The 22220-nt window shown below is 64.6% G+C and carries 20 protein-coding genes; 12 read left to right on the top strand and 8 right to left on the bottom strand.

All coding sequences use genetic code 11. The annotated features are described in order from the left end of the window. Positions 1-9: 9 nt before the first annotated feature. A complete protein-coding gene (locus tag J5M73_RS20390; protein WP_102861991.1) occupies positions 10-1275 on the top strand; it encodes a metallophosphoesterase in 1266 nt (421 codons plus the stop codon). Positions 1276-1465: 190 nt separating this feature from the next. Here J5M73_RS20390 and gbcA read toward each other — a convergent pair whose 3' ends face one another. After that, complete coding sequence (gene gbcA, locus J5M73_RS20385) at positions 1466-2761, bottom strand: glycine-betaine demethylase subunit GbcA (protein ID WP_102861990.1); 1296 nt, start codon at positions 2759-2761, stop codon at positions 1466-1468. 290 nt (positions 2762-3051) lie between these two features. On the opposite strand from gbcA, the gene gbcB reads away from it, so the two are divergent. Continuing rightward, positions 3052-4152 carry a glycine-betaine demethylase subunit GbcB gene (gbcB, locus tag J5M73_RS20380; protein ID WP_102861988.1) on the top strand — a complete coding sequence of 367 codons (1101 nt, stop codon included), beginning with the start codon at positions 3052-3054 and terminating at the stop codon, positions 4150-4152. Between the two features lie 70 nt (positions 4153-4222). Here gbcB and J5M73_RS20375 read toward each other — a convergent pair whose 3' ends face one another. The 3 genes from J5M73_RS20375 to J5M73_RS20365 all read right to left on the bottom strand — a co-directional run bounded on the left by J5M73_RS20375 (position 4223) and on the right by J5M73_RS20365 (position 7885). After that, positions 4223-5050, bottom strand: a complete 828-nt coding sequence (locus tag J5M73_RS20375; protein ID WP_207816050.1) for a nitrilase-related carbon-nitrogen hydrolase — start codon at positions 5048-5050, stop codon at positions 4223-4225. Next, positions 5047-6492, bottom strand: coding sequence for a cytosine permease (locus J5M73_RS20370; RefSeq protein WP_207816049.1), 1446 nt, complete (start codon positions 6490-6492; stop codon positions 5047-5049). Before J5M73_RS20370 ends, J5M73_RS20375 begins: the two co-directional genes overlap by 4 nt. A gap of 352 nt (positions 6493-6844) precedes the next feature. After that, positions 6845-7885, bottom strand: a complete 1041-nt coding sequence (locus J5M73_RS20365; protein ID WP_102861985.1) for a low specificity L-threonine aldolase — start codon at positions 7883-7885, stop codon at positions 6845-6847. Positions 7886-8001: 116 nt separating this feature from the next. Between J5M73_RS20365 and J5M73_RS20360 the strand changes: the two genes are divergently transcribed. From J5M73_RS20360 to fdhA, 8 genes are all read left to right on the top strand, one after another. Further along, the gene (locus tag J5M73_RS20360; protein ID WP_102861984.1) at positions 8002-8742 is read left to right on the top strand and encodes a TraX family protein; all 741 of its coding nucleotides are present in this window, start codon (positions 8002-8004) and stop codon (positions 8740-8742) included. A 393-nt stretch (positions 8743-9135) separates the two neighbouring features. After that, positions 9136-10389 (top strand): serine hydroxymethyltransferase, encoded by a 1254-nt coding sequence (locus tag J5M73_RS20355; protein WP_047289636.1) that lies wholly within the window; start codon positions 9136-9138, stop codon positions 10387-10389. A gap of 23 nt (positions 10390-10412) precedes the next feature. Continuing rightward, on the top strand, positions 10413-11663 hold the full coding sequence (locus tag J5M73_RS20350) for a sarcosine oxidase subunit beta family protein (RefSeq protein WP_060841439.1): 1251 nt from the start codon (positions 10413-10415) through the stop codon (positions 11661-11663). Between the two features lie 14 nt (positions 11664-11677). After that, positions 11678-11980 carry a sarcosine oxidase subunit delta gene (locus J5M73_RS20345; RefSeq protein WP_011063902.1) on the top strand — a complete coding sequence of 101 codons (303 nt, stop codon included), beginning with the start codon at positions 11678-11680 and terminating at the stop codon, positions 11978-11980. Further along, positions 11977-14994: a sarcosine oxidase subunit alpha gene (locus J5M73_RS20340; RefSeq protein WP_102861983.1), complete on the top strand. Its 3018-nt coding sequence runs from the start codon at positions 11977-11979 to the stop codon at positions 14992-14994. The genes J5M73_RS20345 and J5M73_RS20340 overlap by 4 nt, the downstream gene beginning before the upstream one ends. Before the next feature lie 158 nt (positions 14995-15152). After that, positions 15153-15785 (top strand): sarcosine oxidase subunit gamma family protein, encoded by a 633-nt coding sequence (gene soxG / locus J5M73_RS20335; protein ID WP_016964293.1) that lies wholly within the window; start codon positions 15153-15155, stop codon positions 15783-15785. 118 nt (positions 15786-15903) lie between these two features. Continuing rightward, the gene (gene purU / locus J5M73_RS20330; RefSeq protein ID WP_047306415.1) at positions 15904-16761 is read left to right on the top strand and encodes a formyltetrahydrofolate deformylase; all 858 of its coding nucleotides are present in this window, start codon (positions 15904-15906) and stop codon (positions 16759-16761) included. Positions 16762-16932: 171 nt separating this feature from the next. Continuing rightward, on the top strand, positions 16933-18132 hold the full coding sequence (gene fdhA, locus J5M73_RS20325) for a formaldehyde dehydrogenase, glutathione-independent (RefSeq protein ID WP_047289632.1): 1200 nt from the start codon (positions 16933-16935) through the stop codon (positions 18130-18132). Between the two features lie 122 nt (positions 18133-18254). Here the strand turns inward: fdhA and J5M73_RS20320 are convergent, their stop codons facing one another. The 4 genes from J5M73_RS20320 to J5M73_RS20305 all read right to left on the bottom strand — a co-directional run bounded on the left by J5M73_RS20320 (position 18255) and on the right by J5M73_RS20305 (position 20901). Further along, a complete protein-coding gene (locus tag J5M73_RS20320; RefSeq protein ID WP_102861982.1) occupies positions 18255-18527 on the bottom strand; it encodes a hypothetical protein in 273 nt (90 codons plus the stop codon). Between the two features lie 343 nt (positions 18528-18870). Continuing rightward, the gene (locus J5M73_RS20315) at positions 18871-19434 is read right to left on the bottom strand and encodes a hypothetical protein (RefSeq protein ID WP_102861981.1); all 564 of its coding nucleotides are present in this window, start codon (positions 19432-19434) and stop codon (positions 18871-18873) included. Positions 19435-19585: 151 nt separating this feature from the next. Continuing rightward, complete coding sequence (locus J5M73_RS20310; protein WP_102861980.1) at positions 19586-20260, bottom strand: anti-sigma factor; 675 nt, start codon at positions 20258-20260, stop codon at positions 19586-19588. After that, positions 20257-20901, bottom strand: coding sequence for a sigma-70 family RNA polymerase sigma factor (locus J5M73_RS20305; RefSeq protein ID WP_060841432.1), 645 nt, complete (start codon positions 20899-20901; stop codon positions 20257-20259). The genes J5M73_RS20310 and J5M73_RS20305 overlap by 4 nt, the downstream gene beginning before the upstream one ends. Before the next feature lie 185 nt (positions 20902-21086). Between J5M73_RS20305 and J5M73_RS20300 the strand changes: the two genes are divergently transcribed. Together J5M73_RS20300 and J5M73_RS20295 are read left to right on the top strand one after the other, a co-directional pair. Further along, entirely contained in the window at positions 21087-21650 is a 564-nt protein-coding gene (locus J5M73_RS20300; protein WP_102861979.1) for a DUF2780 domain-containing protein, read from the top strand. A gap of 138 nt (positions 21651-21788) precedes the next feature. Next, positions 21789-22217, top strand: coding sequence for a DUF350 domain-containing protein (locus J5M73_RS20295; protein WP_016963056.1), 429 nt, complete (start codon positions 21789-21791; stop codon positions 22215-22217). Positions 22218-22220 lie beyond the last annotated feature (3 nt).

Genomic DNA, 22220 nt, shown 5'->3' with positions numbered 1-22220 from the left:
GATGCCGGCATGTCATTTGTGAGCAATCTGGAACATGAATACGAACAGGTCAAAGCCCGGGTCGACGGGCTGCTGGCCAGGCTCGAACTGGCCTGGAAAAAACTCCGTAGCGAGCTTGAGCCGGCGGAGCTGCAGGCGATCGTGCAACTGCTGCAGCGCGCCCATGACCAGGCGCAGTACGCCCTGATTCATGGCGACTTGCCCCCCGGTCAGGCGCCGGTGCCCTGGGAGCTGGCCCATGGCCTGTCGGTCCTGCACCTGGGCAACGCCAAGCCCTTGCCGCAAACGGTGGCCGAGCTGCAGACCCAGGTGATGAAGGACGGCACCCTGCTGGGTTGTCGCCAGTGGGAGCTGCTGGACCTGCGCTGGAGCGAGGCCTTGCTCAACTGGATCGAGAACCTGCGCAAGCACGCGACCTTCGGCACCACCCCGGCGCTGATCGAGATGGCCGACAACGTGCTGCTGGACATGGCCGGGGATTGGGGCACCGGCTACTTCCAGCCCAACTCGGCGGCGCAACGTGTGGCGGACCTGATCAAGCAGGACCAGGCGGATTTCACCGTCCACCTGGGAGATGTGTATTACGCCGGTACCGGCAGCGAAGAGAACGCCGACCTTGCCGATTGGCCCATGGGCCGCCAGGCGTCATTCAGCCTCAACTCCAACCATGAAATGTACAGCGGTGCCCATGGCTACTTTGCCGAGATCGCCGCGCTGTTTCCCAAGCAGCAAGGCACCAGCTACTTCGCTCTGTTCAACAGCCACTGGCTGATCGTCGGCCTGGACAGCGCCTATGCCGCCGATGAAATGAACCTGTACATGGATGGCAACCTCAATCCACCGCAGCAGCAATGGCTCAAGGACCTGGTGGCCAGCAAGGGGCAGGGGCGCAAGATCATGCTGCTCAGTCATCACCAGGGGCTGGATATCAGCGGCCAGCAGCAGACCGCGCTGTACAAGCAGGTGGTCGCGGCCCTGGGCCGGGTGCCGGACTACTGGTACTGGGGGCACCTGCACAACGGCATCTGCTATGCGCCCAAGGACGGCATGTACGGGCGCTGCATCGGCCACGGGGCGATTCCCTATGGCGTCACCCGCGAATTGAAAGGCAACCCTCAGGTGCTGTGGTCTGAAACCCTGTCGGCGGATGATCCGAACTACCCGCTGCGGGTTCGCAACGGTTACGTGAGGGTGAAGCTGGATGGGGCGCAGATCAGCGAAGACTTCATTGGCGAGACCGGCGCGGTCAGTTGGTCACTGCCTCGAAGGCCCTGAAACCCCTGAAAACCCTGTAGCCGCTGCCGAGCCCGCGAGGCTGCGACAAGGTCCGCAGGACCTTGCTTGACGGTCTCCCGCCGGACCTCAAGCGTTCTCAAGCTCGCTACGTCGCAATCCCGCCCAAGCCGTTCGCAGCCTGCGGCAGCGGCTACACCAACCCTGTAGCCGCTGCCGAACTCCTGCGGTGTCAGCCAGTGACCGGCACGCCCTTGAGATAAGGCGCCGGTTCCGCGCCGAGGTTGCTCAGCATGCGCTCGCTGTACCAGTCGACGAAGTTGACCACGCCGAACTCATAGGTCTTGGAGTACGGACCCGGCTGGTAGGCGGTGGAGTTGATGCCACGCTGGTTTTCTTCCGCCAGGCGCCGGTCCTGGGCGTTGGTGGCGTCCCACACCTGACGCATGCGCTCGACGTCGTAGTCCACGCCTTCCACCGCGTCCTTGTGCACGATCCACTTGGTGGTGACGATGGTTTCCTGAGCGCTGATGGGCCACACGGTGAACACGATGATGTGGTCGCCCATGCAGTGGTTCCACGAATGCGGCAGGTGCAGGATGCGCATCGAGCCCAGGTCCGGGTTCTTGATCCGCCCCATCAGCTTGGCGCAGCCCTGCTTGCCGTCCAGGGTCATGGACACGGTGCCCTTGAGCAGGGGCATGCGCACGATGCGGTTGCGCAGGCCGAAGCTGGCGTGAGCGTAGGGGATCTTCTCGGCTTCCCAGGCGGCGGCGGAGGCGGCCACGTGGTCCTTGAACGCCTGGTCGGCCCGCGGGTCGGTGACGTCGTCCCATTCCAGCAGGGTTTTCAGCAACTCGGGGTGCGAGCCGACGCAGTGGTAGCACTCGCGGTTGTTCTCCAGTACCAGCTTCCAGTTGGCCTTTTCATGCAAGGTGGTCTGCACCGCCACCTTGGTGTTCTCCATGTCGTAGGGTTCCATGTAATGGGCCAGGGTCGCCAGGAAGTCGTCGATGGCCGGCGGATTCTCGGCCAGGGAAATGAAGATGTAGCCGCCGGCGGTCTTCACGTTCACCGGTTTCAGGCCGTATTGCTTCATGTCGAAGTCGGCGCCCATCTCGGTGCCGGCGAACAGCAGGCGACCGTCCAGTTCGTAGGTCCACTGGTGGTAGTGGCAGACCAGCTTGGCGACCTTGCCCTTGTCGCTGGTGCACAGCCGCGAGCCGCGGTGGCGGCAGACGTTGTGGAAGGCGTGGACCACACCGTCGGCGCCGCGGATGACGATGATCGGGTTCTTGCCGATCTGCAGGGTGATGTAGTTGCCCTTGGTGGGGATCTCGCAGGTCATGCCGGCGATCAGCCATTCCTTCTGGAAGATCTCCTGCATGTCGATATCGAACAGCCTGTCGTCGCAGTAGAAAGGCTGCGGCAGGGAGAAGGTCCGCTCGCGCTCCTGCAGCATCTGTGCAGTGGCCTTGCGTGCAGGTTCCAGTGGATCGCCCAAGCTCAGGGTTGCGGTGACGTCCATCGTTCAAGTCCTCATGGCCGTTCTGTGCGGCCGGCGAATTAAATAGTGGCTACGGTGGGTGCTACGCAAGTCACGAAAAATCGGTTGTCGTGTTTGAGGCGAGTGTGGGTCCGCGGGCGCCTTGAACCTTATCCATGGGCGACATGGCCCAATCTGTTCCCGACGGGGGAGCCCCTGTAACTGGGGGCTGGTCGCGATAAGCATGTGAATGTCGCAGATAGGTAAATGGGCGCGAGAAGCCTTACGCAGAATCGCTGACAAGACGCCGACAGTCGGCCGTGGAGAACAGCATGTCCAACACCTTCCTCAACCCGGTAACCACCCAGACCTGGGCCAATGGCCGTCACATCGTCCGTTGCGTCAAAGTCATCCAGGAAACCTGGGATGTGCGGACCTTCTGCTTCATGGCCGACCAGCCGATCATGTTCTTCTTCAAGCCCGGGCAGTTCGTCACCCTGGAGCTGGAGATCGAAGGCCAGCCGGTGATGCGTTCCTACACCATCTCCAGCTCGCCATCGGTGCCCTACAGCTTCTCGGTGACCATCAAGCGCGTGCCTGGGGGCAAGGTCTCCAACTGGTTGCACGACACCTTGCATGAAGGCCAGGAACTGGCGGTGCACGGGCCGGTGGGGCTGTTCAACGCCATCGATTTCCCCAGCCCGAAAGTGCTTTACCTCAGCGGCGGCGTTGGCATCACCCCGGTGATGTCCATGGCGCGCTGGTTCTACGACACCAACGGCAACGTCGACATGGTGTTCATCCACAGCGCCCGCTCACCCAAGGACATCATTTACCACCGCGAGCTGGAACACATGGCCTCGCGGATCGACAACTTCAGCCTGCACCTGATCTGCGAGAAACACGGCCTGGGTGAGCCCTGGGCCGGCTATCGCGGCTACCTGAACCACAAGATGCTGGAGCTGATGGCCCCGGACTTCCTGGAGCGGGAAGTGTTCTGCTGCGGACCGACGCCCTACATGAATGCGGTCAAGCGCCTGCTGGAAGCCGCCGGTTTCGACATGGCGCGCTACCACGAGGAATCCTTCGGCGCGACCCCGCCCGAAGCCCGGGCCGACGCCGTGGAACACGCGGAACAGGCGGCCGAGGCGCCGGAGCCGGATCTGGCCGATCTGCATCAGGTGGAGTTCACCGCCTCCGGCAAGAGCATCCGCGTGGCCCCGGGGGAAACCGTGCACGCGGCCGCAGCCAAGCTCGGCCTGATGATCCCCAAGGCCTGCGGCATGGGCATCTGCGGCACCTGCAAGGTGCTCAAGCTGGGCGGCGAAGTGGTGATGGAGCACAACGGCGGGATCACGGAGGAAGACGAAGCCGAAGGCTACATCCTGTCCTGCTGCAGCGTGCCCAAGGGCGACGTGCGCGTGGAGTTCTGATCGCCGGCAAGCCGGCTCCTACACCCATCTGCTGTAGAAGCCGGCTTGCCAGCGAACAGGGGCAACCCGGCTACTGATACAACGCCGGTCGCCGATCCAGGTGCACATGGTTATGTTGACTGATGGACTTGTGCCAGGCCTGGGCCAGGTCCAGCTCCGCCAGCAGCAACTGCTGCCCGTTTTCCCGATTCTTTCCCGCCAGCGGATAGCCATCGGCATCGACGATGGTCGAGCCGCCCACCCAGTTCACCCCGCGCTCTTCGCCGCAGCGGTCGCAGGCGGCGATGAACATCCGGTTGACCGCCGCGTTGGCCTGGACCCGGACCATCTCCGCCGGCCGCTCGCTGTGCGGGCGCGGGCCGTCCGGCCAGTTCACCGGCGCGCACAAAAGCGCGGCCCCGGCCAGGGCCGGCAGGCGCACCCATTCGGGGAACTCCAGGTCGTAGCAGATCATCATGGCGATCGGCCCGAAGCGGGTGGGCACCACGGGGGGCGGCTCGTCGCCCGGGGTGAAGATCAGGTTCTCCCGGTCCCACAGGTGCGCCTTGCGATACACCGTCAGCGTTCCTTCAGGCTCGATCAGGGCGGCGCTGTTGGCCACCCGCTGATCGTCCAGGCGCTCGCAGAAGCCGCCGACAATCACCACCTGCAGTTCTTCGGCCAGGGTTTTCCACAGGCTCAAGGTCGGCCCGTCGAGGCTTTCCGAAAGCGCCAGGGCTTCTTGCAGGTCGCGGAACACGTAGCCGCTCTGCACCAGCTCCGGCAGCACCACCACCTGGGCGCCGCGGGCGGCGGCCTGGCGGATGGCCTCGGTGCTGAGGGTACGGTTGTAGTCCAGGTCGCCGATTCGTGGTGCCAGTTGCTGGCAGGCCACTTTCAGGGATGTCTGGGGGATCATTGCGCGCCTCCTTCCAGTTGCTGTTCGCTGGCCTGGATGGCCAGGCGTTCGGCTTCCAGGTCCAGGTTGCGGGTCAGCGCCCAGTAGACCAGCCCGGCCACCGCCAGGCCAATCACGAAGGCAATGTCGGCGCCGCCCAGGGCCTGGGACAGTGGGCCCTGGTAGAAGCTCAGGGACATGAACGGCACCATCGCCAGCAAGCCGAGGAAGTAGGCCAGCAACCCGGCGCTGGACCAGCGGCCATAAATGCCGGCGTGATTGAAGATGTGGCTGATGGCGTAGCGGCCTTTGCGCACCAGGTAGAAGTCCGCCAGGTTGACCGCGGTCCAGGGCACCAGGAAGTACAGCATCAGTAAGACAAAGGTGTTGAAGCTGCCCAGGTAGCTTTCGGGAATGTTCATGGCGATCAGGAAGATCACCACCGCCACCAGCAGGATGCCGGTTACCCGGCTCTTGAGGTTGGGCTTGATCGACTTGAAACCGTCAATGGCGCTGATGCCGGTGAGCATGGCGCCGTAGCAGTTGACCGCCATGATGCCCACCAGTGCCGGCACCGCGATCAGCACGGTGAAGGTGCCGAAGCCGGGAATCAGGGTGTTGCCCACTTCGCGCACGCTGGCGATGGCGTCCGGTGAGGGCAGGGCGGACGCCAGGAAGGCCCCCAGGGACATCAGCCACAGGGCCGAGCCGGCGGCGCCCAGGTAGGTCCAGAAAATCACCTGGCGCGACGGCGTCTGGTGCGGCAGGTAGCGCGAATAGTCGGAGACGTACACCGAGTAGCTGATCTGGTAGCCGGCGGCAGCCGACAGCTGGATCAGGAACGCCGACCAGGAAAACTGCGGGTCGGCCAGGGCCGAGTCGGCCTGCAGGGTCAGCAGGGCGCTGACGGTGAGCACCGCGAACACGCTGATCATCACGTAGGTCAGCCAGCGCTGCACGGTGTGCAGCAGATCATGGCCGACCACCGCGATCAGCACCGCCACGGCGATCATCAGGCTGTACCAGGGCGCCCGGGCCCCAGGAATCACCGTGTTGATGGCGTCGGTGGCGAGGATCACGTTGAACACGTTGAAGCCGATGTAGACGAACACCACTGCGGTGAACGGCACGATGGCGCCCCGCAGGCCGAACTGCGCGCGGGACTGGATCATCTGCGGCAGGCCCATGCGCGGCCCCTGGTTGGCGTGGAAGGCCATGCAGAAGGTGCCCAGGCACACGCCAATGACGATCGCCAGAATGGCGTAGGGCAGGGCCAGGCCCAGGGCCGCGCCGGTGAAGCCGGTGACCATGGTGGTGAGCACGAAGTTGCCGGTGAACCAGAACGGTCCCTGGTGCCAGACCTTGCCGTGGCGTTCGTTGCGCGGCACGTAGTCGATGGAACGGGTTTCGATCGCAAGGCCAGGAGACTGGGCCTTTTCGGTGACGCAAGACTGAGTCGTCATGGGTGGAGCCTTTGTTTTTATAGGTCGACCCCGGAGTCTCGGACAAAGGTGGCGGATGTTGAATCAGCAGGGGCAAATAATCAGTTCAGAAATTTGTGAACTGATGCTTTCGCTGGCCAGCCAGTTCCCATGGAGGAGGGCGTGTCGTTGTAGGAGCCGGCTTGCCGGCGAAGGCGCCCGTGAGATCGGCGCCTGATTTGGGGCCTGTTCGCTGGCCAGCCAGCTCCTACTGGGCTGGAGGTGCGCTGGCTATTGTAGGAGCCGGCTTGCCGGCGAAGGCACCTGTGAGACCGGCGCCCGGGTTGCGGGCCTGTTCGCTGGCCAGCCAACTCCTACATGCGAAGGGGGTGGGTCAGGCACTCATGACGGTGCGGATGTCCGCTGCCAGTTCACGCACGCGCTCTTCTTCGGTGTCCCAGGAGCACATGAAGCGCGCGCCGCCCTTGCCGATGAAGGTGTAGAAGCGCCAGCCCCTGGCGGTCAGGGCGGCAATTGCCGGTTCCGAGAGTTGCAGGAACACGCCGTTGGCCTGCACCGGGAACATCAGCTCCACGCCAGGGATGTCGGCCACCAGTTGGGCCAGCAACTGCGCGCAGTGGTTGGCGTGGCGGGCGTGCTTGAGCCAGGCGTCGTGTTCCAAGAGGCCGACCCAGGGCGCCGAGAGAAAGCGCATTTTCGAGGCCAACTGGCCGGCCTGTTTGCAGCGGTAGTCGAAGTCTTCCGCCAGCTTGTGGTTGAAGAACAGGATCGCTTCACCCACCGCCATGCCGTTTTTCGTGCCGCCAAAGCACAGCACGTCGACGCCGGCCTTCCAGGTCAGCTCCGCTGGGGTGCAGCCGAGGAAGGCGCAGGCGTTGGAGAAGCGCGCGCCGTCCATGTGCAGGTTCAGCCCCAGTTCCTTGCAGGTGGCGCTGATGGCACGGACTTCTTCCGGGGTGTAGACGCTGCCCACTTCGGTGGCCTGGGTCAGGGTCACCACCCGCGGCTTGGGATAGTGGATGTCCTGGCGCTTGAGGGCGATCTCGCGGATCGATTCCGGGGTCAGCTTGCCGTTCTGGGTGCCGGCGATCAGCAGCTTGGAGCCGTTGGAGAAGAACTCCGGGGCGCCGCATTCGTCGGTTTCGACGTGGGCGGTTTCCGAGCAGATCACGCTGTGATAACTCTGGCACAGCGACGACAGGGCCAGGGAGTTGGCGGCGGTGCCGTTGAAGGCGAAGAACACTTCGCAGTCGGTTTCAAAGAGCTTGCGGAAATGATCGGCGGCGCGAGCGGTCCACTGATCGTCGCCGTAAGCGCGCTCGTGGCCGTGGTTGGCCTGCTCCATGGCGGCCCAGGCTTCAGGGCAGATGCCGGAGTAGTTGTCGCTGGCGAACTGTTGGCTTTTGTCGGTCATGGCCGGCTTCCGTGTAAGAGAGTTCCGTGGTCGATGATGGTGCGCACTTTACCCAAGAACAATGGCTCAGCACACGCTCTGTTTATGCCGGAATAATGCAGGGCCCATAAGGATTTATGCGTGATGCGATGCTGAAAACCGACAACTGCCAGCGCGATGGGGCGCTGGATGCGCTGAAGTGGTTGGCGCTGCTGAGCATGGTGCTGGATCACCTGCGGTATGTGGGCCTGAGCCTGGACTGGCTGTATGTGCCGGGGCGCCTGGCGTTTCCCTGGTTCTGCCTGGCGATGGCGGTGAATCTGACGCGCCTGAGCGAGCGTGCCGGACGCCCGACCGGGCAATGGCGTTACCTGGGCTGGCTGCTGCTGTTCAGCGCGCTGAGTGAGATTCCCTATCGGCTGTTCGTGCCTGATCCCGACACCTTGAATGTGCTGCCGACCCTGGCCCTGGGCCTGCTGGTGGCCCGGGGCTGGCAGCAGCGTCGGGGACTGGCCTTGGCGCTTGGCCTGGTGGCCCTGTTGCTGGCGCTGGGTTTGTCCCGCTGGCTGATGTTTGGTGCCTTCGGGGTGTTGCTGCCACTGGCCTTGCTGCTGGTGCTGCGTCGCCCCTGGTATTTCAGCCTGTTGTCCGGGGCCTTGTGCCTGGCGGCCAACCAGTGGGAAACCTTGTTCCCGGCGGCGCGCCTGGGCAATCCGGTGGCGACCTGCGGTATTGCCGTTTGTCTGCTGGCGCCGTGGCTGGGAGTGAGGCTGCTGCGGGGGCTGCGTGGCAGGTCGGTGCCGGCCATGCGCCGCTGGGCCTACCTGCTGTACCCGGCGCACTTTCTCCTGCTGCTGGCCCTGCGCCAACTCCTGTAGCCGCTGCCGCAGGCTGCGAACGGCTTGGGCGGCATTGCGACGTAGCAGACGCGGCGATCTTGAGGGCGTAGAGGTGTGGCTGGAGATCGCCAGGCAAGGTCCTGCGGACCTTTGCGCAGCTTCGCAGGCTCAGCAGCGGCTACAGGGGCAGGCGCCTTTCGCCTGCGGCCCGGACCTGTGCTGCGCCGCAAGGTGTCGATCCAGAGCCTTCGCCCGGCTGTGGTCCGAGGCATTTATCTCCGTGCGCCAAGGCATGTCGTAAACGCACCTTTGCGTGGCGTCCATAGGCATTTGAGTTCCCCTTGCCGGTCATACCATCGCATCCAAAGGGCGCAGCTTTAAGGCTGGCCTCACCGAGACGAAAGGCGCAGCGCCGCCGCTGGGAGAGACGTGATGTTCAGCAAGCAAGACCAGATCCAGGGTTACGACGATGCACTGCTGGCGGCGATCAATGCCGAGGAACAACGCCAGGAAGATCACATCGAGCTGATCGCGTCGGAGAACTACACCAGCAAGCGGGTGATGCAGGCGCAAGGCAGCGGGCTGACCAACAAGTACGCCGAAGGCTACCCGGGCAAGCGCTACTACGGTGGCTGCGAGCATGTGGACAAGGTCGAGGCCCTGGCCATCGAGCGTGCCAAGCAGCTGTTCGGCGCCGATTACGCCAACGTCCAGCCGCACTCCGGTTCTTCCGCCAACAGCGCGGTGTACCTGGCCCTGCTGCAGGCCGGCGACACCATTCTCGGCATGAGCCTGGCCCATGGCGGTCACTTGACCCACGGCGCCAAGGTGTCGTCCTCGGGCAAGCTGTACAACGCCGTGCAGTACGGCATCGATACCCGCACCGGGCTGATCGACTACGACGAGGTCGAGCGCCTGGCCGTGGAACATAAGCCGAAGATGATCGTCGCCGGCTTCTCGGCCTACTCCAAGACCCTGGACTTCCCGCGCTTCCGGCAGATCGCCGACAAGGTCGGGGCGCTGCTGTTCGTCGACATGGCCCACGTCGCCGGGCTGGTGGCCGCCGGACTGTATCCCAACCCGCTGCCTTATGCCGATGTGGTCACCACCACCACCCACAAGACCCTGCGTGGTCCCCGTGGTGGACTGATCCTGGCCAAGGCCAACGAAGAGATCGAGAAGAAACTCAACGCCGCGGTATTCCCCGGTGCCCAGGGCGGTCCGTTGATGCACGTGATCGCCGCCAAGGCGGTGTGCTTCAAGGAAGCGCTGGAGCCCGGGTTCAAGGCCTACCAGCAACAGGTGATCGACAACGCCCAGGCCATGGCCGGCGTATTTATCAAACGCGGCTACGATGTAGTGTCCGGTGGCACCGACAACCATCTGTTCCTGGTCAGCCTGATCCGTCAGGGCCTGACCGGCAAGGATGCCGACGCCGCCCTGGGCCGCGCCCACATCACCGTGAACAAGAACGCCGTGCCCAACGATCCGCAGTCGCCGTTTGTCACCTCCGGCCTGCGCATCGGCACCCCGGCGGTCACCACCCGCGGATTCAAGGTCACCCAGTGCACCGAACTGGCGGGCTGGATCTGCGACATCCTCGACCACCTCGGCGATGCCGACGTCGAGGCCAATGTCGCGCGCCAGGTGGCAGCCCTGTGCGCTGATTTCCCGGTTTACCGCTGAGAGCCGCAACTGGAGCAATGACTATGCAACGCTATTCGGGCTTCGGCCTCTTCAAGCACTCTCTCAGCCACCATGAAAACTGGCAGCGCATGTGGCGCACGCCGACCCCGAAGAAGGTCTATGACGTGGTCATCGTCGGCGGTGGCGGGCATGGCCTGGCCACGGCCTACTACCTGGCCAAGGAACACGGCATCACCAACGTCGCGGTGGTGGAAAAAGGCTGGCTGGGCGGCGGCAACACCGCGCGCAACACCACCATCGTGCGTTCCAACTACCTGTGGGACGAGTCGGCGCAGCTCTACGAGCACGCCATGAAGCTGTGGGAAGGCCTGTCCCAGGACCTCAACTACAACGTGATGTTCTCCCAGCGTGGGGTCTACAACCTGTGCCACACCCTGCAGGACATCCGTGATTCCGAGCGTCGGGTCAGCGCCAACCGCCTCAACGGCATCGATGGCGAGCTGCTCAACACCCAGCAGGTGGCGGACGAAATCCCCTACCTGGATTGTTCGAAAAACACCCGTTATCCGATCCTCGGTGCCACGGTGCAGCGCCGTGGCGGCGTGGCCCGTCACGACGCCGTGGCCTGGGGCTTTGCCCGGGCTGCCGACGCCCTGGGCGTGGACCTGATCCAGCAGACCGAAGTCATCGGTTTTCGCAAGGAAAACGGCGTGTGCATCGGCGTCGAGACCAACAAGGGCTTTATCGGCGCCAAGCGCGTCGGCGTGGTCACCGCCGGTAACTCCGGGCACATGGCCAAGCTCGCGGGCTTCCGCCTGCCGATCGAATCCCACCCGCTGCAAGCCCTGGTGTCGGAGCCGATCAAACCGATCATCGACAGCGTGATCATGTCCAACGCGGTGCACGGCTACATCAGCCAGTCGGACAAGGGCGACCTGGTGATCGGCGCCGGTATCGACGGCTGGGTCGGCTACGGCCAGCGCGGCTCCTACCCGGTGATCGAGCACACCATCCAGGCCATCGTCGAGATGTTCCCGATCCTTTCCCGAGTGCGCATGAACCGCCAGTGGGGCGGCATCGTCGACACCAGCCCGGACGCCTGCCCGATCATTTCCAAGACCCCGGTGCCGAACATGTTCTTCAACTGCGGTTGGGGCACCGGCGGCTTCAAGGCCACCCCGGGCTCGGGCAACGTGTTTGCCGCAAGCCTGGCCAAGGGCGAGATGCATCCATTGGCCGCCCCTTTCTCCATCGACCGTTTCCACAACGGTGCGCTGATCGACGAACACGGCGCTGCTGCGGTCGCCCACTAAAAGGACAACTCCCTATGTTGCATATCTTCTGTCCTCACTGCGGCGAGCTGCGCTCCGAAGAGGAATTCCATTCGTCCGGCCAGGCCCACATTCCCCGGCCCCTGGACCCCAACGCCTGCACCGACGAGGAGTGGGGCGACTACATGTTCTTCCGCGACAACCCCCGCGGCCTGCACCACGAGTTGTGGATTCACGCCGCCGGTTGCCGCCAGTACTTCAACGCCACCCGCGACACCGTGACCTACGAAATTCTTGAAACCTACAAGATAGGCACCAAACCGCAGTTCACCGCCAAGGCTGCTGGAGAGAAGGTATGAGCCAGACCAATCGCCTGTCCAACGGCGGACGCATCGACCGCAACAAAGTCATCACCTTCACCTTCAACGGCCAGAGCTACAAAGGCTTTGAAGGCGACACCCTGGCCTCGGCCCTGCTGGCCAACGGCGTGGACATCATCGGTCGCAGCTTCAAGTATTCCCGGCCCCGGGGCATCTTCGCCGCGGGCTGCGAAGAGCCCAACGCGGTGCTGCAGATCGGCGCCACCGAAGCCACCCAGATCCCCAACGTGCGCGCCACCCAACAGGCGCTGTACCAGGGCCTGGTGGCCACCAGCACCAACGGCTGGCCCAGCGTCAACAACGACATGATGGGGATTCTCGGCAAGGTCGGCGGCAAGCTGATGCCGCCGGGCTTCTACTACAAAACCTTCATGTACCCGCAATCGTTCTGGATGACCTACGAGAAGTACATCCGCAAGGCGGCGGGCCTCGGTCGCTCGCCTACCGAGAACGATCCGGACACCTACGACAACATGAACCAGCACTGCGACGTGCTGATTGTCGGTGGCGGCCCGGCCGGTCTTGCGGCTGCGCTGGCCGCTGCCCGTAGCGGCGCCCGGGTGATCCTGGCCGATGAGCAGGAAGAGTTCGGCGGCAGCCTGCTGGACAGCCGCGAAAGCCTGGACGGCAAGCCGGCGGTGGAGTGGGTGGCCAGTGTGGTTGCCGAGCTCAAGTCGCTGCCGGACGTGTTGCTGCTGCCACGGGCCACGGTCAACGGCTACCACGACCATAACTTCCTGACCATCCACGAGCGCCTCACCGATCACCTCGGCGACCGCGCGCCGATCGGCCAGGTGCGCCAGCGTATCCACCGGGTCCGCGCCAAGCGCGTGGTGCTGGCCACCGGCGCCCATGAGCGGCCGCTGGTCTACGGCAACAACGACGTGCCGGGCAACATGCTGGCCGGCGCGGTGTCCACCTACGTGCGCCGCTACGGCGTGGCCCCGGGCAAGAAACTGCTGCTGTCCACCAACAACGACCACGCCTACCGCGTGGCCCTGGACTGGCTCGACGCCAGCCTGCAAGTGGTGGCCATCGCCGATGCGCGGCACAACCCCCGCGGCGCCCTGGTGGAAGAAGCCCGGGCCAAGGGCATCCGCATCCTCACTTCCAGTGCGGTGATCGAGGCCCGTGGCAGCAAGCACGTGACCGGCGCGCGCGTAGCGGCCATCGACGTCAAGGCGCACAAGGTCACCAGTCCCGGCGAATGGCTCGACTGCGACCTGATCGCCAGCTCCGGCGGCTACAGCCCGGTGGTGCACCTGGCCTCGCACCTGGGCGGCAAGCCGGTGTGGCGCGAAGACATCCTCGGTTTCGTGCCCGGTGAGGCACCGCAGAAGCGCGTGTGCGTCGGTGGCATCAACGGCGTCTACAGCCTCGGCGACACCCTGGCCGACGGTTTCGAAGGTGGCGTGCGCGCCGCCAGCGAAGCCGGGTTCCAGAGCGTCGAGGGCGTGTTGCCCAAAGCCCTGGCCCGCCTGGAAGAACCGACCCTGGCGCTGTTCCAGGTGCCCCATGAAAAAGGCACCGCTCGCGCGCCCAAGCAATTCGTCGACCTGCAGAACGACGTCACCGCCGCCGCCATCGAACTGGCGACCCGCGAGGGCTTCGAATCGGTGGAGCACGTCAAGCGCTACACCGCCCTGGGCTTCGGCACCGATCAGGGCAAGCTGGGCAACGTCAACGGTCTGGCCATCGCCGCTCGTTCGCTGAACGTCAGCATTCCGCAGATGGGCACCACCATGTTCCGCCCGAACTACACGCCGATCACCTTCGGCGCCGTGGCCGGCCGGCACTGCGGGCACATCTTCGAGCCGGTACGCTTCACCGCGCTGCACGCCTGGCACGTGAAGAACGGCGCCGAATTCGAAGACGTCGGTCAGTGGAAGCGCCCTTGGTACTTCCCGAAAAACGGCGAAGACCTGCATGCCGCGGTCAAGCGTGAATGCCTGGCGGTGCGCGACAGCGTCGGCCTGCTGGACGCCTCGACCCTGGGCAAGATCGACATCCAGGGCCCGGACGCCCGGGAGTTCCTCAACCGCATCTACACCAACGCCTGGACCAAGCTCGACGTGGGCAAGGCCCGCTACGGCCTGATGTGCAAGGAAGACGGCATGGTCTTCGACGACGGCGTCACCGCCTGTCTGGCCGACAACCACTTCCTGATGACCACCACCACCGGCGGCGCGGCGCGCGTGCTGCAGTGGCTGGAAATCTACCAGCAGACCGAATGGCCGGATCTCAAGGTGTACTTCACCTCGGTCACCGACCACTGGGCCACCATGACCCTGTCGGGCCCCAACAGCCGCAAGCTGCTGAGCGAAGTCACCGACATCGACCTGGACAAGGACGGCTTCCCGTTCATGACCTGGAAGGAAGGCCTGGTGGGCGGCGTGCCGGCGCGGGTGTTCCGTATCTCCTTCACCGGCGAGCTGTCCTACGAGGTCAACGTCCAGGCCGACTACGCCATGGGCGTGCTGGAGCAGATCGTCGAGGCTGGCAAGAAGTACAACCTGACCCCCTACGGCACCGAAACCATGCACGTGCTGCGGGCCGAGAAGGGTTTCATCATCGTTGGCCAGGACACCGACGGCTCGATGACCCCGGACGACCTGAACATGGGTTGGTGCGTGGGCCGGACCAAGCCGTTCTCGTGGATCGGCTGGCGCGGGATGAACCGGGAAGACTGCGTGCGCGAGGAGCGCAAGCAACTGGTGGGCCTCAAGCCGATCGACCCGACCCAGTGGCTGCCGGAAGGCGCGCAACTGGTGTTCAACCCCAAGCAGGCGATCCCGATGAGCATGGTCGGTCACGTGACCTCCAGCTATGCCCACAACTCCCTGGGTTATTCCTTTGCCCTGGGCGTGGTCAAGGGCGGCCTCAAGCGCCTGGGCGAGCGGGTCTTCGCGCCCCTGGCCGATGGCCGGGTGATCGAGGCGGAAATCGTTTCCTCGGTGTTCTTCGACCCCAAGGGCGACCGCCAGAACATATGACATGAACCCGGGCACGCACCCTGTAGCTGCTGCCGCAGGCTGCGCCAAGGTCCGCAGGACCTGCCCGGGAGGCAAAACCTTGCGCCCGGTTCCCAAGCGACCGCAGCCCCTGGCAGCGGCAACCGGAACCGGACCACAGAATAAAGGACAGGTGCTCCATGACCGCAGTCAACGTTTACCAACAGCGCCCCACCACCGGGGCCAAGGCCGAGTCGCCCCTGCACCACGCCGACCTGCCGAGCCTGGTGGGCAAGGGCCGCAAGAACGCCGGTGTGATCCTGCGCGAGAAAAAACTCCTCGGTCACCTGACGATCCGTGGCGACGGCCACGACCCGGCCTTCGCCGCCGGGGTGCACAAGGCCCTGGGCATCGAATTGCCGGGCGCCCTGAGCGTGGTGGTCAAGGGCGAGAGCAGCCTGCAATGGCTGGGCCCGGATGAGTGGCTGCTGATCGTGCCCAGCGGTGAAGAATTCGCCGCCGAGCAGAACCTGCGGGCGGCCCTGGGCGACCTGCATATCCAGATCGTCAACGTCAGCGGCGGCCAGCAGATCCTCGAACTGTCCGGCCCCAACGTGCGCCAGGTGCTGATGAAGTCCACCAGCTACGACGTGCACCCCAACAACTTCCCGGTGGGCAAGGCGGTGGGCACGGTGTTCGCCAAGTCGCAACTGGTGATCCGCCGTACCGGCGAAGACACCTGGGAGCTGCTGGTACGCCGCAGCTTCTCCGATTACTGGTGGATGTGGCTGCAGGATGCCGCCGCTGAATATGGCCTGAGCGTGCAGGCCTGAACCCTAATCCTGTGGCCGCTGCCGCGGGCTGCGAAAAGGCTCGAAGAGCCGCCCCCTGCGGGGCCGAGCGCAGCCTTCGGCAGCGGCTACAGTGCTTTCGTCAACAGGAGCCCATCTGATGAGCCGCGCCCCCGATACATGGATTCTCACCGCCGACTGCCCCAGCGTGCTCGGCACGGTGGACGCGGTGACCCGCTTTCTGTTCGAGCAGGGTTGCTACGTCACCGAGCACCACTCCTTCGATGACCGGCTCTCGGGTCGCTTCTTCATCCGCGTGGAATTTCGCCAGCCCGACGGCCTCGACGAACAGGGCTTTCGCCAGGGCCTGGCCGAGCGCGCCAAAGCCTTCGCGATGAACTTCGAACTGACCGCACCGCACTATCGGCCGAAGGTGGTGATCATGGTCTCCAAGGCCGATCACTGCCTCAACGACCTGCTCTATCGTCAGCGCATCGGCCAGTTGCCCATGGACGTGGTGGCGGTGGTGTCCAACCACCCGGACCTCAAGCCCCTGGCCGACTGGCACCAGATTCCCTACCACCACTTCCCCCTCGACCCCAACGACAAGCCGTCCCAGGAGCGTCAGGTGTGGCAGGTGATCGAGGACTCCGGCGCCGAACTGGTGATCCTTGCCCGCTACATGCAAGTGCTGTCGCCGGAGCTGTGCCGCAAGCTCGATGGCAAGGCGATCAATATCCACCACTCGCTGCTGCCGGGTTTCAAGGGCGCCAAGCCTTATCACCAGGCCTACAACAAGGGCGTGAAACTGGTGGGCGCCACCGCGCACTACATCAACAACGACCTGGACGAAGGCCCGATCATCGCCCAGGGCGTGGAGGTGGTGGACCACAGTTACTACCCTGAAGACCTGATCGCCAAGGGTCGCGACATCGAGGGCCTGACCCTGGCCCGGGCAGTGGGCTACCACATCGAGCGGCGGGTGTTCTTGAACGGCAACCGCACGGTGGTGCTCTGATGATTCTTGGGGCTGCTGCGCAGCCCTTCGCGAGCAAGCTCGCTCCTACAGGCGTTGCGCCTGTTTGCGTGAAAGCGATTTTGAAAACGAAACAGCATCCGTACCCGAGCAATCCACGTGTTTCCCCCTTTGGGTAACGCGGTTCCATAACAACAACAGCGAGGTGAAAGCATGTCTGGTAATCGTGGTGTCGTGTATCTGGGCAGCGGCAAGGTCGAGGTACAGAAAATCGACTATCCAAAAATGCAGGACCCGCGCGGCAGGAAGATCGAGCACGGCGTCATCCTGCGCGTAGTCTCCACCAACATCTGCGGCTCGGACCAACACATGGTCCGCGGCCGTACCACCGCCCAGGTCGGCCTGGTCCTGGGTCATGAAATCACTGGCGAAGTGATCGAGAAGGGCAGCGACGTCGAGAACCTGAAGATCGGTGACCTGGTGTCGGTGCCGTTCAACGTCGCGTGCGGGCGCTGCCGTTCCTGCAAGGAACAGCACACCGGGGTCTGCCTGACCGTCAACCCGGCCCGCGCCGGTGGCGCCTACGGCTACGTCGACATGGGCGACTGGACCGGCGGCCAGGCCGAGTACGTGCTGGTGCCTTACGCCGACTTCAACCTGCTGAAACTGCCGGATCGCGACAAGGCCATGGAGAAGATCCGCGACCTGACCTGCCTCTCCGACATCCTGCCCACCGGTTATCACGGCGCCGTCACCGCCGGCGTTGGCCCGGGCAGCAGCGTCTACATCGCCGGTGCCGGCCCGGTCGGCCTGGCAGCCGCTGCGTCTGCGCGCCTGTTGGGGGCGGCGGTGGTGATCGTCGGCGACGTCAACCCGGTGCGCCTGGCCCACGCCAAGGCCCAGGGGTTTGAAATTGCCGACCTGTCCAAGGACACCCCGCTGCACGAACAGATCGCCGCCCTGCTGGGCGAGCCGGAAGTCGATTGCGCGGTGGACGCCGTGGGCTTCGAAGCCCGTGGCCACGGCCATGCCGGTGCCCAGCACGAGGCCCCGGCCACCGTGCTCAACTCGCTGATGGGCGTGGTACGCGTAGCGGGCAAGATCGGTATTCCCGGCCTGTACGTCACCGAAGACCCGGGCGCGGTGGACGCCGCGGCGAAGATGGGCAGCCTGAGCATCCGCTTCGGCCTGGGCTGGGCCAAGTCCCACAGCTTCCACACCGGCCAGACCCCGGTGATGAAGTACAACCGCCAACTGATGCAGGCCATCATGTGGGACCGCATCAACATCGCCGAAGTGGTGGGCGTGCAAGTCATCAGCCTCGACGACGCCCCGCGCGGCTATGGCGAGTTCGATGCCGGCGTGCCGAAGAAATTCGTCATCGACCCGCACAAGCTGTTCAGCGCTGCCTGAGGACCGTCAGCCTTTGGCTTGAAGCCTGCCAATAACGAAAAACGCCGCCTTCTCTTGCCGAGAACGCGGCGTTTTTTCTGTGGCGAGGGAGCAAGCTCCCTCGCCACATCCAGCGGTTGCAGTCAGGCGATCAGCGTGGCGCGCAAGCGCCGTCCCAGCACATCCATCAGGTCGCAGCCATCGCGCAGGGGAATGGCGCAGAGCTGGGCCAACTCCTGGACCAGTACCGGGTCCTTGCCCAGCGCATCGCTCAAGGCCAGTTGCTCCAGGACCTGGGTCACGGCACGGATACGGAAGGCGGCGGCTTCATGGAGCACATCCAGCGGCGCCTGGGTATCGATCAGTAGAGAGGGAATGTTGCAGTCGTGGCCGGTGATCGGCATGTAACGGTTCATGGAAAGTTCTCTGCAGTTCAGTGAGAACCGCCACGGATTCGTCGCCAAACGATGGGTGGCAGCTGTACGCAGGTTGGCGAACCGGGAACTTGCGGAACCGGCAGACCCGAAGGTCTCCCACGCACAGCTGCCATAACGGCAACGTTGCGGGTGCAGAACATCCTGCCAACAAAGCAAGACGCTTCTGACCGAAGTTCATCGGGTCGCCAAACCCGGTCGCTATTTGAGCGACCGGCGGACTATAAGCCGCCGGTGCGTGAGGCAGCAAGGCGTTGGGGGGTGGATGTCTTGCAGGAGTTGTCGGTTGTTCGGCGAGTGCTCGGTAACGGTTGCGGATGGTGAGTCAATAGCCCCTGCCCGGGTAGTCGAACCAGTGTTCGCCTCTCAGGATTTCCTTTATGTCGGTCTCGGCCAGGATGCCTGGCGCATCCCGCTGGAAGCGTGAGCGCCACTGGGGCAGCCACCAGTAGTTCAGCGCCGTGCCTCTTGGTATCAGCACCAGGGTCAGGACGGGGCGGTCCATGGCCCCGCGCTGATACAGCTGGTGGCTGCGGTCCATGAGGTCCAGGTAGTAATCGAGGGGCAGGGACAGCATCAGGGCCGTGGTATGCACCTTTTCCGTCTGGGTTCGCTGTGGGTCCTGCAGCAGGTTCAGGGCTTCGCAGTAGTAACGCTCGGGTTGGCGGGCGAACGGCTGGGCGTCGGCAACGCCAAGAATGCCCAAGGCGCTGCCGTCGTCGCGCCAGTCGGCTCCCTGGCGGTCGCTGAAGTGCTGGCGGATAAAGCCGGTCAGGGGGCCCGGGGCTGTGTCGGTGCATTGGCTGCTATCGACCGGGGTGCCGATTCGCCAGAGCAAGACGGCGATTGCCAGGGCCAGCAGCAGGCCGCTGTAGAGCGCAGCTTTCATAAGAGTCCGTTCTGTTGATGGCGCCAGGCGAGGCGGGGGCTTGCATGGCAGGCAAGGGCCTGCCTGCAAGGACGCGGCGGGAGGGCCTGGGCGCGGAGTTTACCCTGACGGCGTTCGCGGGCAAGCCCGTTCCTGCGGTAGCAGGTGCCTGTTACAGCGCCGCCAATTGCCCCTGGTACAACACCGGCCCGGTGGGTTGCCCAGTAGGTGAGCCGCCGTGGGGTTCCAGGCTCACCGCGAGGGCGATCGGGGTGCCCAGCAGTTCGCGTTGGGCCGGGCTCAGGTTGATCTTGCCTTGGCCGCCGACCGGCACCACGCCGAGGGAAATCGGTTTGCCGTCGGCAGGGATCGCCCAGAGTTCCAGGCTGCGGTCCAGGCCAACAGCCGCCAGGGTCAGGGGTTCGACTTGCAGGTACTGGGCATGGGCCTTGATCCGCAGGGCCGGTTGCTGGTCGGCGCTGAGCAGGGTGGCGCTGTAGCGCACCTGGTCGCTCTGCTGGATAAAGCCGATGTACAGGGTCGCCAGCACGGCGCAGGCGGCAAGCGCCAGGCGCAGGCGCATCCACAGCGGTTTCTTCTGCGGTACGTGCAGCACTTGCGGTTCGATGCGTGCCTGGATGCCCGCCCAGACCCGTTCCGGCACCGCGGCTTCAGGCAGGGCTTCGGTCAGGCTGGCGAGGCTTTCCTGCCACTGCGCCAGTTCTTCGCGCAGCGCCGGGTCGTCCAGCAGGAGCATTTCGAAACGCCGGCGGGCGGCGCCCTGCATCAGGCCGATAGCGTAGTCGGCGGCCAGGGCGCGGCGGCGTTCAGGGGTTCGATAGTTCATGATTCAAGGCACCGGCGCAGGCGTTCCATGCCCCGACGAATCCAGGATTTGACCGAGCCCAGGGGCGCGGCCAGGTGTTCGGCCAGCTCCGAGCAGGACAGGCCCTGGAAGTAGGCCACGGTGATGGATTGGCGCTGCATGCCGTCGAGGCTGTCCAGGCAGCGGTTCAGGGCCCGGGCGGCGCGGGCGCTGTCCAGTTGGTCGTGGGCCGAGGGGCTTTGATCCTCCAGCTGTTGTTCTTCGAGTTCGCCCAGGGGCCGTTCGCGCTGTTTGCGCAACTGGTCGATGGCCTGGTTGCGGGTGATGTTGACCATCCAGGTCAGGGGCGCGGACAGGTGCGGCTGGTAGCGCACGGCGTTGTTCCAGATGCGCACGAAGCTTTCCTGCAGCACTTCCTCGGCCAGATCGCGACGGCCCATGAAGCGCAGGGCGACGCCATGCAGGCGCGGGGCAACCATGCGATAGAGGGTTTCGAAGGCCCGGCGATCACCCAGTGAACACTGGGCCAGCAGGTGCCGCAGCTGATCGGTGTCGAGGCTCGAGATGGCGATTCTCCTGACAGGAACTGGGACAAGGGCCAGCGACAAGCGCCGACTGACGCAGCCAGAGATTAGTCCAGGGTGGGTGGTTGTTCCATTCACGTCCTGCTGCCTCATGCCGGAGCCCGAAGGTGGCGCTTGTGGACGATATACGCAGCAGCAGCGCAGCTGGATGCAGGCGCCGGACGGCAGGGCAGGCGCTGGAACATTCGCCTGGGGTTTCAGTCAAAACACTGGTTTCCCGCCGCCCGAGTCCGGACGGTTTCCCGCCCCATGAGGTTGTTTCGATGAATATTCCACGCGGTTTTGCCCTGGCTACCCTGATGACCCTGGCAGCCGGTTCGGCGTTGGCCGGCGGTTTCAGCTTGAGCGATGCGGCCAACGCCATTGCCGGCATGCAGGGCGGCGACAAGGCCGCTGCTGCCGCGCCGACTTCCCAGACCGCCGGCCTGCTGGGCACCCTGGCGCAACTCAATGTCACCCCTGAGCAGGCCATCGGCGGCACCGGCGCCATGCTCGGCCTGGCGAAGAATCAACTCAGCAGCACCGACTATTCGCAACTGAGCCAAAGCGTACCGGGCCTGGACCAGCTCTCGGGCAGCAACGCCCTGGGCAGCCTGGGCGCCTTGAGCGGCCTGCTCGGCCAGTCTTCCGGCAACAGCGCCGGCCTGGGCAGCGCCCTGGGCAACGTCAAGGACACCCAAGACCTGAACAACGCCTTTGGCGCCCTGGGCATGGACAGCGGCATGATCGGCCAGTTTGCCCCGCTGATCCTGCAGTACCTGGGCCAGCAGGGCGTTGGCGGTTCCCTGCTGCAAAGCCTGGGCGGCATCTGGGGCGTGGCCAAGTAACGCGCTCCGGCTCCGGCGCCTGGCGCGCCGGGGCTTCCCCTGATTCCTGAAACAGTGGTCTTTACCTTTCCCGGAGTTTTCGCCGAATCGGGCCTGTGCTATATCTCGCGCCCCGTTTTCCAAGGAAGCTTGAACGCGATGTTCATGGATGCACTGAAGATGTCTCTGCCCGCCGATGCGGTGCTCGGTTTCATGCTCTACATGCTGGGCGCTGCCCTGGTGTTTGCCCTCTACGCGTTCATCTACACGCGCCTGACCCCCTATAACGAATTCGCCCTGATCCGCCAGGGCAACAGTGCCGCTTCCATCGCCCTGTCCGGCGCCTTGCTGGGCTTTGCCATTCCGGTGGCCAGCGCGATTTCCCATTCCATTTCGATCATCGACTTCCTGCTCTGGGCCGGCATCGCCGCGGTGGTGCAATTGCTCACGTTCCTGGTGGTCAGCCTGACCCTCAAGGGCCTGTCCCAGCGCATCGCCAACCAGGAAAATTCCGCGGCGATCCTGGTGGCTTCGGTGTCTGTCGGTGTCGGCCTGCTGAATGCGGCCTGCATGACTCCATCGGTCTGAGGG

It is taken from the genome of Pseudomonas sp. 50_B (genome assembly GCF_017491625.1).
GTDB lineage: Bacteria > Pseudomonadota > Gammaproteobacteria > Pseudomonadales > Pseudomonadaceae > Aquipseudomonas > Aquipseudomonas danubii.
Note: the sequence above shows the minus strand (reverse complement) of the source record. Positions and strands in the feature narration are given on the sequence as shown.

What these genes read in the sequence shown, in the direction of transcription:
- J5M73_RS20315 (WP_102861981.1), bottom strand. Translation starts at nt 19,434, where the DNA reads ATGAAAGCTGCGCTCTACAGCGGCCTGCTGCTGGCCCTGGCAATCGCC.
- J5M73_RS20345 (WP_011063902.1), top strand. Translation starts at nt 11,678, where the DNA reads ATGTTGCATATCTTCTGTCCTCACTGCGGCGAGCTGCGCTCCGAAGAG.
- J5M73_RS20370 (WP_207816049.1), bottom strand. Translation starts at nt 6,492, where the DNA reads ATGACGACTCAGTCTTGCGTCACCGAAAAGGCCCAGTCTCCTGGCCTT.
- J5M73_RS20310 (WP_102861980.1), bottom strand. Translation starts at nt 20,260, where the DNA reads ATGAACTATCGAACCCCTGAACGCCGCCGCGCCCTGGCCGCCGACTAC.
- purU (WP_047306415.1), top strand. Translation starts at nt 15,904, where the DNA reads ATGAGCCGCGCCCCCGATACATGGATTCTCACCGCCGACTGCCCCAGC.
- J5M73_RS20360 (WP_102861984.1), top strand. Translation starts at nt 8,002, where the DNA reads ATGCGTGATGCGATGCTGAAAACCGACAACTGCCAGCGCGATGGGGCG.
- J5M73_RS20365 (WP_102861985.1), bottom strand. Translation starts at nt 7,885, where the DNA reads ATGACCGACAAAAGCCAACAGTTCGCCAGCGACAACTACTCCGGCATC.
- fdhA (WP_047289632.1), top strand. Translation starts at nt 16,933, where the DNA reads ATGTCTGGTAATCGTGGTGTCGTGTATCTGGGCAGCGGCAAGGTCGAG.
- J5M73_RS20340 (WP_102861983.1), top strand. Translation starts at nt 11,977, where the DNA reads ATGAGCCAGACCAATCGCCTGTCCAACGGCGGACGCATCGACCGCAAC.
- J5M73_RS20300 (WP_102861979.1), top strand. Translation starts at nt 21,087, where the DNA reads ATGAATATTCCACGCGGTTTTGCCCTGGCTACCCTGATGACCCTGGCA.
- soxG (WP_016964293.1), top strand. Translation starts at nt 15,153, where the DNA reads ATGACCGCAGTCAACGTTTACCAACAGCGCCCCACCACCGGGGCCAAG.
- J5M73_RS20355 (WP_047289636.1), top strand. Translation starts at nt 9,136, where the DNA reads ATGTTCAGCAAGCAAGACCAGATCCAGGGTTACGACGATGCACTGCTG.
- J5M73_RS20390 (WP_102861991.1), top strand. Translation starts at nt 10, where the DNA reads ATGTCATTTGTGAGCAATCTGGAACATGAATACGAACAGGTCAAAGCC.
- J5M73_RS20375 (WP_207816050.1), bottom strand. Translation starts at nt 5,050, where the DNA reads ATGATCCCCCAGACATCCCTGAAAGTGGCCTGCCAGCAACTGGCACCA.
- gbcA (WP_102861990.1), bottom strand. Translation starts at nt 2,761, where the DNA reads ATGGACGTCACCGCAACCCTGAGCTTGGGCGATCCACTGGAACCTGCA.
- J5M73_RS20350 (WP_060841439.1), top strand. Translation starts at nt 10,413, where the DNA reads ATGCAACGCTATTCGGGCTTCGGCCTCTTCAAGCACTCTCTCAGCCAC.
- J5M73_RS20295 (WP_016963056.1), top strand. Translation starts at nt 21,789, where the DNA reads ATGTTCATGGATGCACTGAAGATGTCTCTGCCCGCCGATGCGGTGCTC.
- gbcB (WP_102861988.1), top strand. Translation starts at nt 3,052, where the DNA reads ATGTCCAACACCTTCCTCAACCCGGTAACCACCCAGACCTGGGCCAAT.
- J5M73_RS20320 (WP_102861982.1), bottom strand. Translation starts at nt 18,527, where the DNA reads ATGAACCGTTACATGCCGATCACCGGCCACGACTGCAACATTCCCTCT.